The 16,532-nt window shown below is 60.6% G+C and carries 10 protein-coding genes and 1 riboswitch; of the genes, 4 read left to right on the plus strand and 6 right to left on the minus strand.

What is annotated here, in order from left to right:
• The first annotated feature begins 12 nt into the window (after positions 1–12).
• The 4 genes from flgK (at position 13) to rfaE1 (ending at position 6,129) form a co-directional block, all read left to right on the plus strand.
• Positions 13–1,545 carry a flagellar hook-associated protein FlgK gene (flgK, locus tag HK22_RS00630; protein WP_086647957.1) on the plus strand — a complete coding sequence of 511 codons (1,533 nt, stop codon included), beginning with the start codon at positions 13–15 and terminating at the stop codon, positions 1,543–1,545.
• 2 nt (positions 1,546–1,547) lie between these two features.
• Complete coding sequence (locus tag HK22_RS00635; protein ID WP_086647958.1) at positions 1,548–2,609, plus strand: flagellin; 1,062 nt, start codon at positions 1,548–1,550, stop codon at positions 2,607–2,609.
• Between the two features lie 78 nt (positions 2,610–2,687).
• Positions 2,688–4,559 (plus strand): molecular chaperone HtpG, encoded by a 1,872-nt coding sequence (gene htpG / locus HK22_RS00640; protein WP_086647959.1) that lies wholly within the window; start codon positions 2,688–2,690, stop codon positions 4,557–4,559.
• Positions 4,560–4,689: 130 nt separating this feature from the next.
• A complete protein-coding gene (gene rfaE1, locus HK22_RS00645) occupies positions 4,690–6,129 on the plus strand; it encodes a D-glycero-beta-D-manno-heptose-7-phosphate kinase (RefSeq protein WP_086647960.1) in 1,440 nt (479 codons plus the stop codon).
• Here the strand turns inward: rfaE1 and HK22_RS00650 are convergent.
• The 6 genes from HK22_RS00650 to HK22_RS00675 form a co-directional block, all read right to left on the minus strand.
• Complete coding sequence (locus HK22_RS00650) at positions 6,115–6,981, minus strand: helix-turn-helix domain-containing protein (RefSeq protein ID WP_198945442.1); 867 nt, start codon at positions 6,979–6,981, stop codon at positions 6,115–6,117. The two genes, rfaE1 and HK22_RS00650, sit on opposite strands and share 15 nt — an antisense overlap.
• Before the next feature lie 209 nt (positions 6,982–7,190).
• Positions 7,191–10,601 carry an AAA family ATPase gene (locus HK22_RS00655; protein WP_086647962.1) on the minus strand — a complete coding sequence of 1,137 codons (3,411 nt, stop codon included), beginning with the start codon at positions 10,599–10,601 and terminating at the stop codon, positions 7,191–7,193.
• The gene (locus HK22_RS00660; RefSeq protein WP_086647963.1) at positions 10,601–11,851 is read right to left on the minus strand and encodes a DNA repair exonuclease; all 1,251 of its coding nucleotides are present in this window, start codon (positions 11,849–11,851) and stop codon (positions 10,601–10,603) included. Before HK22_RS00660 ends, HK22_RS00655 begins: the two co-directional genes overlap by 1 nt.
• Positions 11,852–11,900: 49 nt before the next feature.
• Positions 11,901–12,404, minus strand: coding sequence for a DUF892 family protein (locus tag HK22_RS00665; protein ID WP_086647964.1), 504 nt, complete (start codon positions 12,402–12,404; stop codon positions 11,901–11,903).
• 155 nt (positions 12,405–12,559) lie between these two features.
• Positions 12,560–15,094: a TonB-dependent receptor gene (locus HK22_RS00670; RefSeq protein WP_086647965.1), complete on the minus strand. Its 2,535-nt coding sequence runs from the start codon at positions 15,092–15,094 to the stop codon at positions 12,560–12,562.
• Between the two features lie 224 nt (positions 15,095–15,318).
• The gene (locus HK22_RS00675; protein ID WP_231877966.1) at positions 15,319–16,086 is read right to left on the minus strand and encodes a hypothetical protein; all 768 of its coding nucleotides are present in this window, start codon (positions 16,084–16,086) and stop codon (positions 15,319–15,321) included.
• Positions 16,087–16,249: 163 nt separating this feature from the next.
• Positions 16,250–16,457: riboswitch (cobalamin riboswitch) on the plus strand.
• Positions 16,458–16,532: the final 75 nt, after the last annotated feature.

A 16,532-nucleotide genomic window follows, 5' to 3' on the forward strand; every position in this document is an offset into this window, starting at 1 on the left:
GACACCGGCTCCATGGGACTGAACAGCGCACTCTCGATTGCAACTTCCGGCCTGAATGTCGTTCAGAATGCCATGGCCGTTGCCTCCAACAACGTTTCCAATGCGGGGACAAGCGGCTACATCAAGGAAAGCGCCAACGTCCAGTCGAGCGTGGCTGGCAACACAGGCAACGGTGTCCGCACCGCCGCCACCACACTCGCGACCAACCAGCAGGTCCAGAAGGCGCTTTACGCTCAGAACACGGACGTTGCGGCCTATACGGCCACCAGCAATTCCCTGTCCAACATCACAGCACTTCAGGGCTCTACCAGCGCCACATCCGGCAGCAGCGGAACGCTTTCGGATGAACTGGGCAATCTTCAGTCCGCCCTGACATCCCTGACCTCCACTCCCGACAGCGCCTCGGCCCAGAGCACGGTCGTCTCCGCCGCGTCCACCTTCGCCCAGTCCGTCAACACGCTGGCTTCGGCCTATCAGACCCAGCGTCAAACGGCCCAGAATGCTGTCGTTTCCTCGGTCTCGGACATCAATACCGACCTCACCACGATCGGCACCCTGTCCACCAAGATCATGAACCTCAAAAGCACCGGTCAGGACACGGCTGCGCTGGAAAACCAGCGCTATACGGCCCTCTCCTCCCTGTCCTCCGAGCTTTCCGTCTCATGGTCCGAGTCCGCAAACGGCGACATGACCATCGCCACGGCCGACGGCATCACCCTGCCTACGCGCGACACTAGCAGTTCCAGTGGCGCAACCGTCTCGTCCACATGGCCGCTCACCACGTCTTCTGCCCAGATTTCGGTCAGCACGACCTATCCTGGCACATCGTCCAGCAACACTATCCCCCCCATCACCCTGAATGGCCGCGATGTCACCACCCACCTGACGGGCGGGACGCTGGGCGCAAACATCACCCTACGCGATACAACGCTCCCCACCATGCAGGCGCAGCTGGACTCCCTGTCTTCGACGGTCGCCACCCGCTTTCAGGCCCAGGGCATGTCCCTGTTCACGACATCGGGCACAAACGGCGTCGTTCCGGGAACTTCCCAGACAGACCTTGTTCCTGCCGGCAGCGTCGGTTTCTCGCAGGACATCAGCGTCTCCAGCACCTATTCCAGCGACCCGTCCCAACTGCTTGACAGCACGACGTCGGGCACCCAGACCATCCAGAACGTCCTGAGCTATACGTTCGGAACAACCTCCGATGCTTCCGGAACCGCCCAGACGGCCGCGCCCAGCAGCAATCTTGGAATGACCGGAACCCTGTCCACGGGATACACGGGCAACCAGAAAATCATTTCCCTTGCGACATCCCTGACCGCCAATCAGGCGGCCACGGCCAGCGATGCAAGCAGTGGTCTCGCTCTGTCGCAGACAACGCAGAGCAGCCTGACGTCCAATCTTTCCGGAACGTCCACCGTCTCCATCGACACGGAAATGGCGAATATCGTCACGCTCCAGAACGCCTACGCTGCCAACGCCAAGGTCGTTTCGACCGTCCAGACAATGTTCAGCGCCCTGCTGAGCGCAATCGGAACCTGATCATGACCGGAACCATCTCCAGCTTCGGCTTCGGGGGAATCTCCAGCCAGCTTCTTCTCGGCGTCCAGAATCTGTCGCAGGCGAAAGACTCCCTCCAGCTTCAGGCCACAACCGGCGTTATGGCCAGCAGCTATGCCGATCTCGGGTCTTCGCGGACACAGGCCCTCGCGCTTCAGCCCGCCATCACGCAGGTTGCCGCCTGGAACAGCAACGTCACGAACGCCCAGACGACACTGACCACAACACAGAGTTCCCTGTCCCAGATTTCCACCATCGCCCAGGACCTGACGAGTTCGCTCTCAACTCTGGGCAGCACGCTGTCCTACTCAACCGTCACGACGGCTGCCTCTGCCGCCCAGTCGGCCCTGGCCTCCCTGGGCAACCTGCTCAACACCCGACAGGGCGACAGCTACGTCTTCGCCGGGCAGCAGAACACGACGGCCCCCGTCAGCACGGATCTGGGCACGTCGGACCTCGCGACCCAGATCGCACAGGCCGTCAGCCAGCTCGGTTCGGACGGAGCGCAGAGCGTGCTCGACACAACGGAAAACCTGGCCAGCAATACGGCTGCCGGACAGCCTTTCTCCGCAACGCTTTCCACATCCCCCGATCAGGCGCAGCAGCAGAACACGCGCGTCGTCGTCGGGCAGTCTGAAACAGTGTCCGTCGGGATGGTCGCCACACAGGGCGCGACATCCACGTCCACTACCTCCCCGATCCGCGATCTCATGCGCAATCTGATGGTGGTCGCCTCCCTCGGCTCGTCTTCAACCAGCACTGCGGACTATGCGAGCCTGATTTCCGGCCTTCAAAGCTCCATGAATACGGTCACGAGCGGCCTCGGCACCATGAGCGGCCTGCTGGGTGTCCAGCAGAACAGCCTGACCAACCAGACCGCCATGCTGACCCAGATGTCCTCGGCTTTGACGACCCAGCTCGGTCAGGTGAAAGACGCTGATCTTGCACAGGTTTCCACGCAGGTGACGGATACCAACAACCAGCTTCAGGCGTCCTATTCCCTTATTGCGGACATGAAAGGCATGACGCTGGCCTCTTACCTCTGATCGGGCCACTGATCCCGGTTGAAAAACCGTTTGTGACATCGCATATCCAGATCACTTTCCTGAACGGAGATTGATGAGATGAGTGAAACGAACAACCAGCAGTCCGCCGAAAAGCATGAATTCAGTGCAGAGGTTGGACGGCTGCTGGACCTTGTGGTCCATGCCCTTTACTCGGATCGTGAAATCTTTCTGCGCGAACTCGTCGCCAATGCGGCGGACGCGACGGACAAGCGCCGTTTCGAAGCCCTGACAGACAGCGCTCTGGCGCTTCCCGAGAATGCGTCCATCCGCATCAATCCGGACAAGAGCCAGAAAGAGCTGACAATCTCTGATGACGGCGTGGGCATGACCCATGACGAACTGGCCCAGAACCTTGGCACGATCGCCCGCTCCGGCACGCGCGCTTTCGGAGAAAAGCTAAATTCGGCAAAGCCCGAAGATCGCCCGAACCTGATCGGTCAGTTCGGCGTCGGCTTCTACGCAGCCTTCATGGTCGCGGACCGTGTGGAGGTCACCTCCCGCAAGGCCGGTTCCGATCAGGCCTGGACTTGGTCTTCGGACGGCAAGGGCGCCTTCACGCTGAGCCCCGCGTCCCGCTCCACGCCGGGCACCGACATCGTCCTGCACATGAAAGACGACGCCGACGAGTTCCTCGACAGCTGGCGCCTGAAATCCATCATCCGCAAATGGGCGGACCATATCTCCTGGCCCATCACCCTGCGTGAAACCAAGGAAGACGGCACCACGGAAGATCAGGCCGCCAATGAAGGTACGGCCCTGTGGAGCAAGCCGAAATCCGAAATCACGCCGGAACAGTATGCCGAATTCTACCGGCACATTTCCCACGCTTTTGACGAACCCTATGCGACGCTGCACTGGCGCGCGGAAGGCGTGACCGAATTCACGGCCCTTCTGTTCCTGCCCAGCGCCCGCCCGTTCGACTTCATGGAACAGTCCCGCGAAAGCCGGATCCATCTCCATGTCCGCCGGATGTTCATCACCGACGAAGCGGAACTGGTTCCGAACTGGATGCGCTTCGTGCAGGGCGTGGTCGATACGGAAGACCTGCCGCTCAACGTTTCGCGCGAAATGCTTCAGGCTACCCCGGTTCTGGCCCGCATCCGCAAAGCCGTCACCAAGCGTGTCCTGACCGAGATCCGCAACCGTGCGAAGGACGCCGAGGGTGGTTTCAACACGTTCTGGGAAAACTTCGGCGCGGTCATCAAGGAAGGTCTGTGGGAAGACGCCGAACACCGGACGGAAATCGCCGGTTTCGCCCGTTTCCATTCCACCCAGGGCGACGACCTCGTCACGCTGGACGACTATATTGCGCGCATGAAGGATGGTCAGGACGCCATCTATTACCTGACCGGCGACAATCTGGACGCACTGAAATCCTCCGCCCAGCTTGAAGGCTTCCGTGCGCGTGGCCTCGAAGTCCTGCTGCTGTCCGATCCGGTTGACGGCTTCTGGCCGGAGCGCCTGTCTTCCTACCAGGACAAGCCGCTGCGTTCCGTCGCCCATTCCCATGGCGATCTGGAAAAGTTTGAATCCACGGATGCCGACACAACCGAAGCCGCGGATATCGAAAAGCTGGTTCCGGCCCTCAAGGACGCCCTTGGCGAACAGGTCAAAGACGTTCGCAGCACGGTGCGCCTAACGGGAAGCGCTGTCGTCATCACATCCGATGGCGGCCCGGACCTGACGATGCAGCGCCTGATGCGCCGCTCAGGTCAGGCCATGCCCCCCATGCCGCCAATTCTCGAAATCAACCCGAAGCATCCGCTCATCAAGGCTCTGGCCGAGCGTGTTGCAAAGGACGAGAGCATCACCGCCTATGCCAGCGTCCTGCTGGATCTGGCGCGCGTGCAGGAAGGCGAACCCCTGCCCGACCCGACCGGTTTCGGCCGCTCGCTCGCCACGCTGCTGGCTGGTCCGGCCGTCGGGTGAACGGGGTCTGAACGCAGCATTCGCTTCGTTCCGGTCCATCAAAGGCGAGGGAGTTCATCCCTCGCCTTTTCTTTTTGCTAAGCTCCTGTGAGATAGGGAGCAATGCGCATGACTGAAGGAGACGCAGGCCGTGATCGACGATTTCCGCTTTGGCCGCATGACGGTCATCGGCGACCTGCTGCTGGATCAGTATATTTCGGGCGGCGTCAGCCGCATTTCCCCTGAAGCCCCCGTTCCGGTCGTCCTGCATGATGGCCTGCGCTGCGTGCCCGGAGGAGCGGCAAATGTTGCGGTCAATGCCGCCGCTCTGGGCGCACAGGTGCATCTTGTCGGCCTTGTCGGCGAAGATGACTCGGCGGAGCGGCTGAAAGAAAGCCTGAACCTCTGGCCAACCATCCAGACGGACGGCATTGTCTCCTCCCCGGACTGGACCACCATTACCAAGACGCGCGTCGTCAGCGGTCGCCAGCAGATCGTGCGCATCGACGTCGAAAAACTGACCCCCCTTTCCGAAACGATCCAAAAGCGCCTTATGGAGGAAGCCCTCCGCGCGATAGACGTCTCGGATGTGCTCGTCTGCTCGGACTATGCCAAGGGCGTTCTGACGGATGAGGTCCTGCGGGTTATCATCGCAGCCGGCCGTGCCAAAGGCATCCCGGTCATCGTCGATCCCAAAAGACGCACGCTGGAAGCCTATGCCGGCGCCACACTCGTGACGCCCAACCGGATCGAGGCGGAACAGGCCAGCGGGCTTCCTGCCCGAACCGACGGCGACGTCCTGAAGGTGGCGGAAACCCTCTCCCGTCAGTTCGGCGGCGACGTTCTTGTCACGCGCTCGGAAGACGGCATGACGCTCTGGCAGCAGGATGCGAAACCGCTGCATGTCGCCAGCCGCAAGTCCGAAGTCTTCGATGTTTCCGGCGCCGGAGATACCGTCGTCGCCACCGTCGCCGCAGTGCTGTCCGCTGGTCAGACGCTGGAAACCGCCGTCGTCATCGCGACCGCCGCCGCTGCCCTGTCCGTTAGCAAGTTCGGCACCGCAACGGTATCCCGCGAAGAACTGTCCCGTGAACTGCTTCAGGAAATGCCCGAAACAGGCGCGCTCGTTCCGGTCGAACAGGCCGCGCGTATCGTGGAAAGCTGGCATCGGCATGGTGCGAAAGTCGTATTCACCAACGGGTGCTTCGATCTGGTCCATCCGGGACATGTCAGTCTGCTTCAGGCTGCCGCCCGCGAAGGAGACCGCCTTATCGTGGCGCTCAATACTGACAACTCCGTCAGCCGCCTCAAGGGACCAACCCGCCCGGTCCAGAAGGAAGATGCCCGCGCCAGAGTGATCGGCGCCCTGCGTTCGGTCGATCTCGTCGTGCTGTTCGACGATGACACCCCCCTCGACGTCATCCGCACCCTGAAGCCCGATATTCTCGTCAAAGGTGCGGATTACACGGAAGACCAGGTGGTCGGCGCCGATGTGGTGAAGGGGTACGGCGGCAAAGTGGTGCTGGTGGACCTCGTGGACGGTCAGTCCACCACACGTCTCGTCAAAGAAATGCAGTCAGCCCCGGCCTGAGGCCAGTGTTCCTGGCCGCATAGACGCACGCTGCCGGATTTCGCGTGGCGACGCACCGAATTTCTGCCTGAAGCGGCGGGAGAAATGCGCGGCATTGCGAAAGCCGTGGTTCAGCGCAATCTGCGCAATCGGAAGCGCATCATGGGACGGATTCGTCAGATCCGAATGAATGCGCTCCAGCCGGCGGTTGAGGATCCACCCCGCGACCGCGCCGGATTCCCCGTCGAAAAGCTGGTAAAGCGCCCGCGTCGAAATCCCGGAAGCCTCCGCAATGCTCTGCGGGGTCAGGTCATGCTCGTGCAGGCGTGATTCAATGTAACGGCGGATCTGTTTCTGCCGGTGCCGCCGACGCCCCGCAACACTGACTTCCAGATCCAGACAGTCCAGGATCGTCGTGATCAGCAGATCCGTAACATGCTGCAAAAGGCGCTGGCGCGTCTGCGGAATGGTCCCGTCCAGAACTCCGGATTCAAGCATGGATGCCGCTGACAGCAGAAAAGCGCCGGGCCCCCGCGCCATGTCGAAAGAAAGTGGCGGCAGACCTGCGAGCATCGGAAGATGCCGCAGCACTGCCTGACGCATGACGGTGAGCAGAAAGACATCGGCCGTAGGTTCAATGCCAAGTGGCCGGGTCAGCGTGGAGAACTGGTGCGGATCCAGATACAGTCTTCCCGTGGACTGCCGTGACAGCACCAGAACCGCGCGCCCCTGATCCAGAAGAGACGCGATTGCGGGTGAGAGCGCCGTGCGCAGACGAACGACAGTCGGGTCCATCCCGCGGGGAGATGCGGCAAGAGTAGCCAGCGGAATGATGCGCTGTGCATTCATACTGCCGTGCGGGATGTCAGTCACGACCGCGCTCTGGAGAAGAATGTTGAGATTCCGTTAAACACCATTTTTGGTAGTAAAGCCAATTGAAACAACCATGACGGGCTGGATATAGGAAGAATCAGCCCAAATGGAAATAGTTGGCCCGTATTTCATACTGTGTCGTCAAACAGGAATCTCAGGGCGACTTAAATTTTGTTTTCGGAACAAGTAAATATTTTTTTATAAAAAAATTATATTTCTATAGAATATGGAATTTCTTTTGAATTATTGATTATATACCCGTGGTGGGTAAAAAACAGAACCTGCGTTTTCTCTGAAAGTTCTGCCAGTATCTTCAGTCCTGCGGCTGTGCGCTCTTCGTCAAACGTCACGAACAGATCATCCGCAAGAAAAGGCAGACGAATGCCCCGCGCCAGAGCCTGCTCGACCGACGCCAGACGCAGCGCCAGATAAAGCTGGTCGCGCGTGCCCTCACTCATGGCCTGAACCGGAACGGGCGTCGTGTTTGCCGGGCGCTGCCCCGCCAGAACCAGCCCGTCCGACCCGCTTTCTTCGGTCATAAGCCCTTCATAACGCCCAAGCGTCAGCCGCGAAAACAGGGCGCCCGCCCGCGACAGCAAGGGCCCATGCGCCTGCTGTCGCCCCTGCTCCACCAGTCGTGACAGCATCAGTTGCTGAAGCCGGAGCGACACATACCGGCTGGCCCGCTCGGCAATTTCCGCTTCCGTCTCCTGAATTTCTTCCGCGACCTCATGCACGCCACGGGCATTTTCCAGTTCCGCCAGCACGCCCCGCGCCCGCAACAGCCGTTCCGTGACTTCCGACCTTCGGGCATCGAGCGCCATCGTTTCAGCTTCGATGTCTTCGAAATCCTGCTCAAGCTGCTCCGGGTCCGTCGCACGCGCCTCCTCCACAAGCACCTCAAGCGACCGGCCATTCCCGGCCTGAAGAATCTGCTCCCGCAACTCGTCGCGCCTGTCGCACAACGCCGCCCGCTCCCGCGCGCGGGACAGCGCATGGCGCAGGTCCTCATCCGCCCCAAGCCCCAAAAGACGACGCACGGGGTCCAGCCCCTGCCCCAGTTCCACGATCCGCAGATCGGCCTGCGCAATCTCGTCCGCCAGAGCCCCATGCTGCTGCAGAACGGATTTCCGTTCCCGCTCGCGCTCCTGCTCCAGACGCAGAAACTGTTCAAGCTCCGCCGCGGATTCCTGCCCGTAGCGCTGAAGAAACGCCGTCAGTTCGGTATGGAACGCCGCGATATCGCGTGTCTCGGAATCCTGCTCCTTCTGCTCGCTGTCCAGGCGCAGCCGGATCGTACGCGCCTCCGTCACATCCCGCAGATCAGCCCGCTCCGCCCGCCCCGGATAGCCGCAGTCCCGGCAGGCGCGTGCCCAGTCTTCTTCCCAGAGCGCCAGCTTCTGCTCCACGCCGGATAGGGCTTCCCGCCCTTTGATCAGGGCCTCCTGCCGCTGAAGACGATCCTTTTTCCGCGCCTCCGCCTGCCGCGCCGCTTCCTCGTCCCGTTCCAGCAAAGACGCGGCCTGCCGGATCTGAACCGCCAGCCGCTCGGACGCACATTCCGCGGCAAAAACCCGCAACCTTCGGCTCATATCGGCCCGGCTGTCCGTCGCGGCCTGAAGCTGCCTCCTTGCGCTCTGCAAAACCTCTTCGGCTGCCAGAGCCTCCTGCCGCCGAACCACCCAGACCTGCAAAGACGCGGGAGGCAGCACCGGCGCTCCGAATGTTTCCAGCAAAGCGCCCCACGCGGTCTGGCGCCGGTCCAGTTCGTCCTGCGCCCGCATCCCCCGCCGACGGGCTTCCTCCGCCCGAACCGCAAGATCCTCCCCCTGCCGCAACAGAGCCGCAAGCTGCGCCGACTGCTCGGCATGCGCATGACGCCGGTCCGCCAGACTGTCCGCATTCTGGATCAGAACCCCGAACGCCTCCCGCGTCACCTGCGCAGGACAGCCGCCAGAGTGAAAATTCTGCTCCATGCTCTGCCAGAGCCGGTCGCGTTCCAGCCGCGCCGCGGAAAGCTGCTCCCACGACACAGCCTGCCCGTCTTCTTCCAGCCGCCGGCACTGCTGCGCCAGACGCGCCTTTTCCGTTTCCGCCGCCTGTTCTTCGTTCCGTGCAACGCGCCGCTGCTCGTCCAGCGCCGCCCAGAGCCGCGCTTCGTCTTCCAGAACCGCCCCGTCCGGCAACGCGATCGCCGTCAGATCCGCCTTGCGATCGGCACCACACGCACGCCAGGGCACCAGCGTCCCATAAGCCGCAGCCGTGGCGTCCTCCTGCCGCGAAACTTCGGCGGCCAGACTGTCGATCCGGTCATCCAGCGCGCCCAGACTGCGGGCCTCATCGAGTTCCAGCCGGAACAGACGCAGCGTTTCGGGAGAGGATTTTTCATCCGACCCCGAAACGGAATCGGGATGCAGGATATTCAGGGCCTGCTCCGTCTCCTGAAGCCGCGCCCGCAGATCCTGTTCCTGCGTGTGCAACAGAGTGCGGGCCTGAAGCCGCTGGTCCAGATCGTCCAGTTCTTCCAGATCGGGCAACACACCGGCCTCACAGCCATGGCGCGCCCAGAACTGTTCCAGCGAAATCGCATCTCGCGTCAGGCGCGCTTTCCGTTCTTCCACCGCCGTTTCAAGACGCGCAATCAGCGCGCCCCGTCCCAGAAGTGTCCTGATGGAGTCCTGTTCCGCAAGGACAGGGCGCGCATCACCAAAATCCCGAATTTGCGCGCATAGCGTCTCGAATTTCTGTCGCGAAACCGAAGCATCATGTTCTTCATTCCGTAACGATTCAAGAATGTTCTCAAAGCGGATGCAATCTTCAATTGTCAGATCCCAACTCGGAAAAGACCTGATTTCCGTTTCGATCTGATTTAGTTTTTGAAAAGGAACGGATGTCATTTTCAGGCGGGAATTGGTTCTACGGCGCGCGCCCAGTTCCTGCATCGCTTCGTCGCAGGTCTGTTTTTCTGTTTCTGACTCAGAAAGTTCCTTATTCGCAACGGACAGTTTTCTGACCGTTGTCGTGTCGCTCCGCAGGGCCGTCTGCAACGCCGTCAGCTTCAGTCTGGCCTGTTGCAGCGCCGAGCGTGCGCGTCCGGATTTCCATTCCGAACCGACATCTTCCTGAAGTGTCGTGCTCAGTTTTCCAACACCTTCAAGTCCCAGCCCGGCCGCCAGAATCTGAAGTCCGGCATCGTCTTTCAGGCGGCGCATCTCCTCGCCCCCCTCACGCAGGCGCGTATGATCCAGCGCCCAGGCTGCCTCAAATCCCTTCGAATCCAGCCCGCCCAGCCAGGTCCGCAATTGCAGATCCTCCAGCGCGGTCCTGTCATCCGCGGCAAACAGCGTCTGCGCCCGCCCCCGGCGCCGCACGCCCTCAAAAACCGTCCCGTCCTCCTCCAGACTGGCCCCGACCCGCAGCAGCGACGCCGCCGTCATCCAGTCCCCGGCGATATGATGCGGAAACCCGAACAGGAAATCCCGGATCGCACAGAGCGTCGTCGATTTTCCGGCTTCATTCGCGCCATAAATGACGTGCAGGTCCCGCGCCCCTTTCGGAAAATTCAGCGTGGTCTCCTGAAATCCGCCATAGCGCAGAAGATCAAGGCGTTCGAACCGCATTATTCCGTCTCCCCCAACAGGCGCGCCCTTAACGCCGCACGCGCCTGTTCAAGGGGAAACTGCCCCTCCGGCATCAGACTGTCGCGCTCCACACAGGCGGGCAGGGCAGAGAAAAATCCTTCAAAAGCGTCGGGCAGGGACGCCAGAAACGCCTCGTCCCGCATCAGCCCGTCCAGCGCCAGATCAAGCTCCCGCGTTTCCGCCACGCCGCTCCGAAGCAGGGGCGCAGACGTCTCGTTACGGATTTTTTCCAGCGCAATCTGCGCCCTTCCGTTGGCGGATTCCTGCGCCATCGACACCGCAATGCCCCGCAGATCGTCCTCCCAGCCCTGCGACGCCCATAACCGGTCATGCAGAACGCTGCGTCCCGTCAGGACGACCCGCGCAATCACCGTCCGTCCTTCCGCTTCGGAAAGGGCGCGTTCCATCTCCCGCCGCGCGGCCCCCCGAACCGCGTCCATGCTCTGCATGTCGCTGATATCCAACTCCAGCCGACACCACCGCACGACATCACAGTCCACGAAACCGACCGACCGAACGATCCCGTCCTCAACGCTAACCAGCGCACAGCCACAGGCCCCGATCTCGCGCGCATGACGCCCCTGAAGCACACCCGGAAACACGATCCATGGATGTTCACAGACGATTTCGCGCGCATGCACATGCCCCAGCGCCCAGTAATCATATCCCTTCGCCGACAGCGTTTCGACGGAGCAGGGCGCATAGGTCTCGTGCTCCCCATACCCCGACAGCGATGTATGCAGCACACCAATATTGAAACACCCCGCGATGGGCGCGGGATAGGCCCGCGTCATGTCATGCGGGACATGACGGTCGCGGAAACTCTGCCCATGCAACGCCACCCCGAGTTCCGGCCAGTGAAATGTCTGCGGGGCCTCATAGGAAAAATGGTCGATCCCGTCCGGTAGCGGCAGTTCCCGCGCAATGACCGACTGCGCATCATGATTGCCCGAAAGCGTTACAACCCGGATGCCCGCCTGAACCAGCCGGCTCAGGGCCTTGAGCATGTAAAGCCCGGTCCCCACGTCCTGCCAGGTCCCGTCATACAGGTCCCCCGCCAGAATAACGAAATCGACTTTTTCACTTAGCGCCGTTTCGACCAGCCGGTCCAGCGCGCGCCGCGTGGATCCACGGATTTCCGCTTCGGGAAGCCCCTCGTAACGGCTCAGCCCCCTCAGGGGGCTGTCGAGGTGAATGTCAGCAGCATGGAGAAAGCGGAAAGAGGACATCCGCGAAGTTTACGCCCTCCACGATGTCTTGCAAGCAGCCCCGCCGGGATCAGGCGGCGGCCAGATACTGCGACACGATGTCCGGCATCAGGCCCGCAAGCGCCTCGGCCGCAGCGGTCTCTTCGTCCTTCAGACATTCCAGCGCCGACGCATCCTGCGCAAAACCCAGCTGCCGCGCCAGCACGATCAGCATCTGAAGAGACGTGATCTGATGCGCCCGGTATCCACTCGTCGCCAGCACGTTCTTCAGAACATCCCGCGCTTCGCCGCCATGCAACAGCCCCGAGACGGTGCTGAGAATGGACGAAACCGTCTCATGCGGAACCGGGGCAGGGTGCCCGTGTCGGGACAGAAGGATCGTGATCTCCCGCGCATGGCTCCGGCCCATCGCCAGATCCTGCTCCATCCGCTGGCACAGCCCCGGATACCGCTCACACACCGGAAGCTCCGAAAGCGCGGTCTCGATGGCCTTGGATTCAATGGACAGATGATCCCGAAGAGCGCCCAGATAGATATCCAGAGCTGACTTGTCCGTCGTTTTCGTTCTGCCCACCGTGGATCCTTCTCGTCTTTGGCGCGCTCTTAAATGGCCATATCGGCGGGTGGAGTGCAAGTGCGCAGAGCCTTCCCGACCGGGCGTTTCCGGTCATGAAAAACCCCATGCCGGAGACCGGCATGGGGCATTCAGGTTCAACAGGATCTGAAAGATCAGAAACCGGCGCTGACGGAGCCCATTGCAGCGAACGGAGCCGCGATCATGTAGGTCGGGGCTGTTCCCTTGATGGAATTGCCGAAGATGCCTGTCTGTGTGGTGGCGTTCACCTTCGGGCTGGTGGGGAAGCCAAGATAGTGGTTGTTCGTGATGTTGGTCAGGTTGAGCTTTACGTTCGGAGCCTGAAGGAAGCCCAGATTCTTGAAGCGATAGCCAACCGTGATGTCCATCTTGACGTAACCGGGGATGCTTTCGTCGTTCATGAACGAAGCATACTGCTTGGCGACATATTTCAGCTTGTAGGCACCGAAGATGTTGCCGTCGTCATAGTCGAGATTGAAGCCGACCTGATATTTTGGCGTTTCGGGCGCGAACTTGCCGTTTGTCGGCATGTAGTCGATTTTGTTGCCGGAGCTTGACAGCAGGTTGCTGGTCGTACGGGCATCAACATATTCGAACGAGGCATACGGACGGATATGGTAGAAGATCGGACGCGTGCCGATTTCCGCATCCACACCGTTCGTGCTCTGGCCACCAGCGTTGATGTTGGTGGACGCATAATTGCTACAGGTTGCATCCAGACACTGGGTGGACTGGAACATGCGGTTCGTGAAGTTGTAGTGGAAGTACGTGACCGAGGCCATGACCGTCGGACCCGTGTAACGCCAGCCGGCTTCTTCGGAAATGGAGATTTCCGGCTGCTGGTTTGTCGAGGCCTGCGTCCCGTAATAATTTCCGGATGCAGTCTTGGACGGCAGATAATACGTGCCAGCGTCATACAGGGAGTAGTTCGTCGGGATACGGAAGTTTGTGGAGCCCGAGACGAAAACCTGCATTTCAGGGTTGATCTGATACCGGATCGAGGCCGTTGGCAGCGGCTGGTAATACGTCTTGTCGATATATGGACCCGTGGACGTGTTCGGCAGGAAGTTGTGAGCGTCGCGTGTGACGATCGCATATTTCAGGCCTGCGTCGATGGTCAGCTTGTTGTGGAACAGCGAAAGGCTGTCGCCGATGAACATGGTGTGCGTGCGGGTCTGCGTCAGGCTTTGGCGATACTGATAGGTCGTGCCGTCACTGAACACATAGTTTGGGCCGCTTCCCCAGATGTTCCATGGCGTTCCGTTCGCAGCGATACCGGTTGCCGGTGCAGTCTGGGACTGCTTGGCATATTCGAACCAGTAACCGACCATCAGACGGTTGACGCCGGTGGTGAGCGTCAACTTCGTGACGGCGCCGGGGCGATAGGTCGTTGTGATTGACGGTTCGTACAGCAGGCTTCCCTTTGCGGGTGTCTTGCCGTCGAGGGTACCGCTCATGGAGGTCTTGCCCCAGTTACCGGGAACGCCGTAAGCGGCACCGCCGCTTCCATCTCCATACCAGAAATACGGGGTCTCGGTCAGGACGAGGTGATCCGTCAGCTTGAAGGTCGACGGAGCACTGGCATAGATGTTGGTGAACGGGTTCTGGTGGAGCTTGTAGTAATTGGCATCACCAGACTTGTACGCGCCGTTATAGACAGTGTTTGAAATCGTGGCGCCGCTGTTGTTCTTGAACGTCGATCCGTTCGGACGGGTACAGGTGCTGCCCGAGTAACAGGACGCGACGTACTGGTCCTTCACACCGAAACCATACGCATCCCAGGACGCCTGGTTCACGCTCGGCGTCAGGTAGTTGTAAAGGCGGTTGCCAACGATCGCTAGGGAGACGCGGTTTCCGTCACCCCAGTCGTTCACAAACTTTGCTTCGGCGTGCAGCTTGCGGTTCGTCGCTTCGGAGTGGATGGCATCTTCGGTTGCGTAGGATCCGGAGAAATACGCACGCAGATTGGTCTGGCCGATCTTGCCGGTGTCCAGACGCAGGAACCCGCGCGTGTAGTCATACGAACCGTAAGTGACGTCGAATGCGCCGCCCTTCTTCATCTTCGGGTCGATCATGTACATGTCGACCACGCCGCCGGTGGCGCTCAGATGCGGGCTGTCGAGATCCGCGGAACCCTGTGCGAGGCTGATCTTGCGCAGGTTCTCGGAGTCCACGATTTCCTGGGAATAGACCGAGAAGGAGCCGATGTCGTTGATCGGGAAACCTTCAAGCGTAAAGCCCATCTGCGACTGGTCGAGACCACGGGCGCTCATGTGGCTTCCCGTCAGGCCTGCCGGATCGGAGGACGTCACGTTCGCACCCGGAAGCAGTGCGATCAGCTGCATCGGATCCTGACCCGGTGCCTGCTTTTCGATATAGTCGCGGGAAATGGCCGAAACGGACTTCGCAGCGTCCTGTTTCTGCATCAGACCACCACCCACATCGCGGCGCGTTACGCCATCGAAATAGGAATGATGACCGCTGACAGAGACATGTTCTTCATGGTCGTCTGTTGGAGCCGTGTTGCCCATCATGGACGGAGCGGCAGCAGCGACTTTCGTAGGGCTCTTCTTTGTAGAAGGAGCCGTGTTGTCTGCGGGTGCGGCAAATGCCGACACCGTACCAAACGCAAACAGGGCCGAAGTCGAAAGCAGGCGAGCAAGGCGCATTGTGTTTTCGGTCTTTCTCGGTCAGGTGAACTTTCAGCCGAGAAGAAGCATGAGTGCAGGCCTCATTTCAATCAGATGTGGCATGATACAATATGACATGAGGGGGGTATGGCAATTTAGTCACATTTCACCATCGGAACGGCGATAAACGGCAGGAAACTCCCTACCGATTGTGACATTTATAAGACATATTCCGTTTTTCTGGAAAAAGTCGTTTCGGAATCCTATCCTGCGGGACGCAGGGCCTCATCCGCGCTGTAGATCTCTCGAATCCTCCTGGCCTGCGTGGGTGTGGCGATCGCATCGTGGCTGTTGCCGTTCAGATGCGGCACGACCCGGCCATGCAGGGCAGGTACCAGATCGGGCAGGGATGAGATCCGGTCCATAGGGAAGAGTTGATCGACTGCAAGCCGGCCTTCCCGATCACAGACATACAGGCTCTGGGGCCGGAACACGTGATCCAGCTCATAGACGGAGGAACAGGATTCCACGTGGTCAATGGCATCATCCAGCGTGTGGAATGAGCGATACAAGCGGCTGACAGAGGGATGGATCCGGACGCGCGCCGTTCCACCGCGCCGCGCAAAAGACCATGCGGATACGAAACGCTTCACCGGATCGCGCCAGATCGCAAAACTGGGCAGCGTCCGGCAGAGCTCTGGCGCCACATGATGATAATAGCGCCATGTCTCGTGGAGCATGATTCCGCCATACAGCAGATCACAAACCGACGTTCCGCCATTTTTGGGAACATGAATGAACAGGGCCCCGGCTTCCCGGATACGCTCAAGTCGCTGAAGGCGTTTTCGACCGAGCGGCAGCCGCAGCCGGAGATCAGCGGCACGGGCATGGACGTCGGGATACTGCTGGACCCGGAACAGTTGACACAACATCCGCTGCGGAAGGCCCGAGCCCTCTGGTCCGCGATCGGCGGGGCCTGCGAGAAGGGCATGGGTCTCGTCAGTCATCCGGACGGCAGAAGGGGGCGTCATGACGTGTCCTGATCCTGTGTCTGTTGTCTGTGAAAGGGACACTGGCGGCGGCAGGAAACCGAGGCAAAGGGTAGATTGTAACGGAATGAAATCCATGTTGCAGGCTTTACTGTGTCAAATCCGTCACGAAGGGTCTTTTGTATTTGACTTGCCCTGCGGGGGGCGCTTCATGACAGCTGACGGTGCCCGTTTGTGCGGGTGAAAAGGGAATGCAGTGTGAAACTGCGGCTGCCCCCGCAACTGTAAATGCTGGCTGCTGCCTCACAAGGCCGGTAGCGCGGTTTCAGGACATGAACCCACTGGCGCAGGCCGGGAAGGGGCCTGAAGACGGAGCATGAGCCAGGAGACCTGCCGTCAGCATGAGTTGTCCGAAGGACGGTCCGGGCGGGGTGCATCGGAACGCCGGGTCAGACCGCGCAATGGCGGGTCTGCCTCCTTCTTGAGGG

This window comes from Gluconobacter sp. DsW_056 (assembly GCF_002153595.1).
Taxonomy (GTDB): domain Bacteria; phylum Pseudomonadota; class Alphaproteobacteria; order Acetobacterales; family Acetobacteraceae; genus Gluconobacter; species Gluconobacter albidus.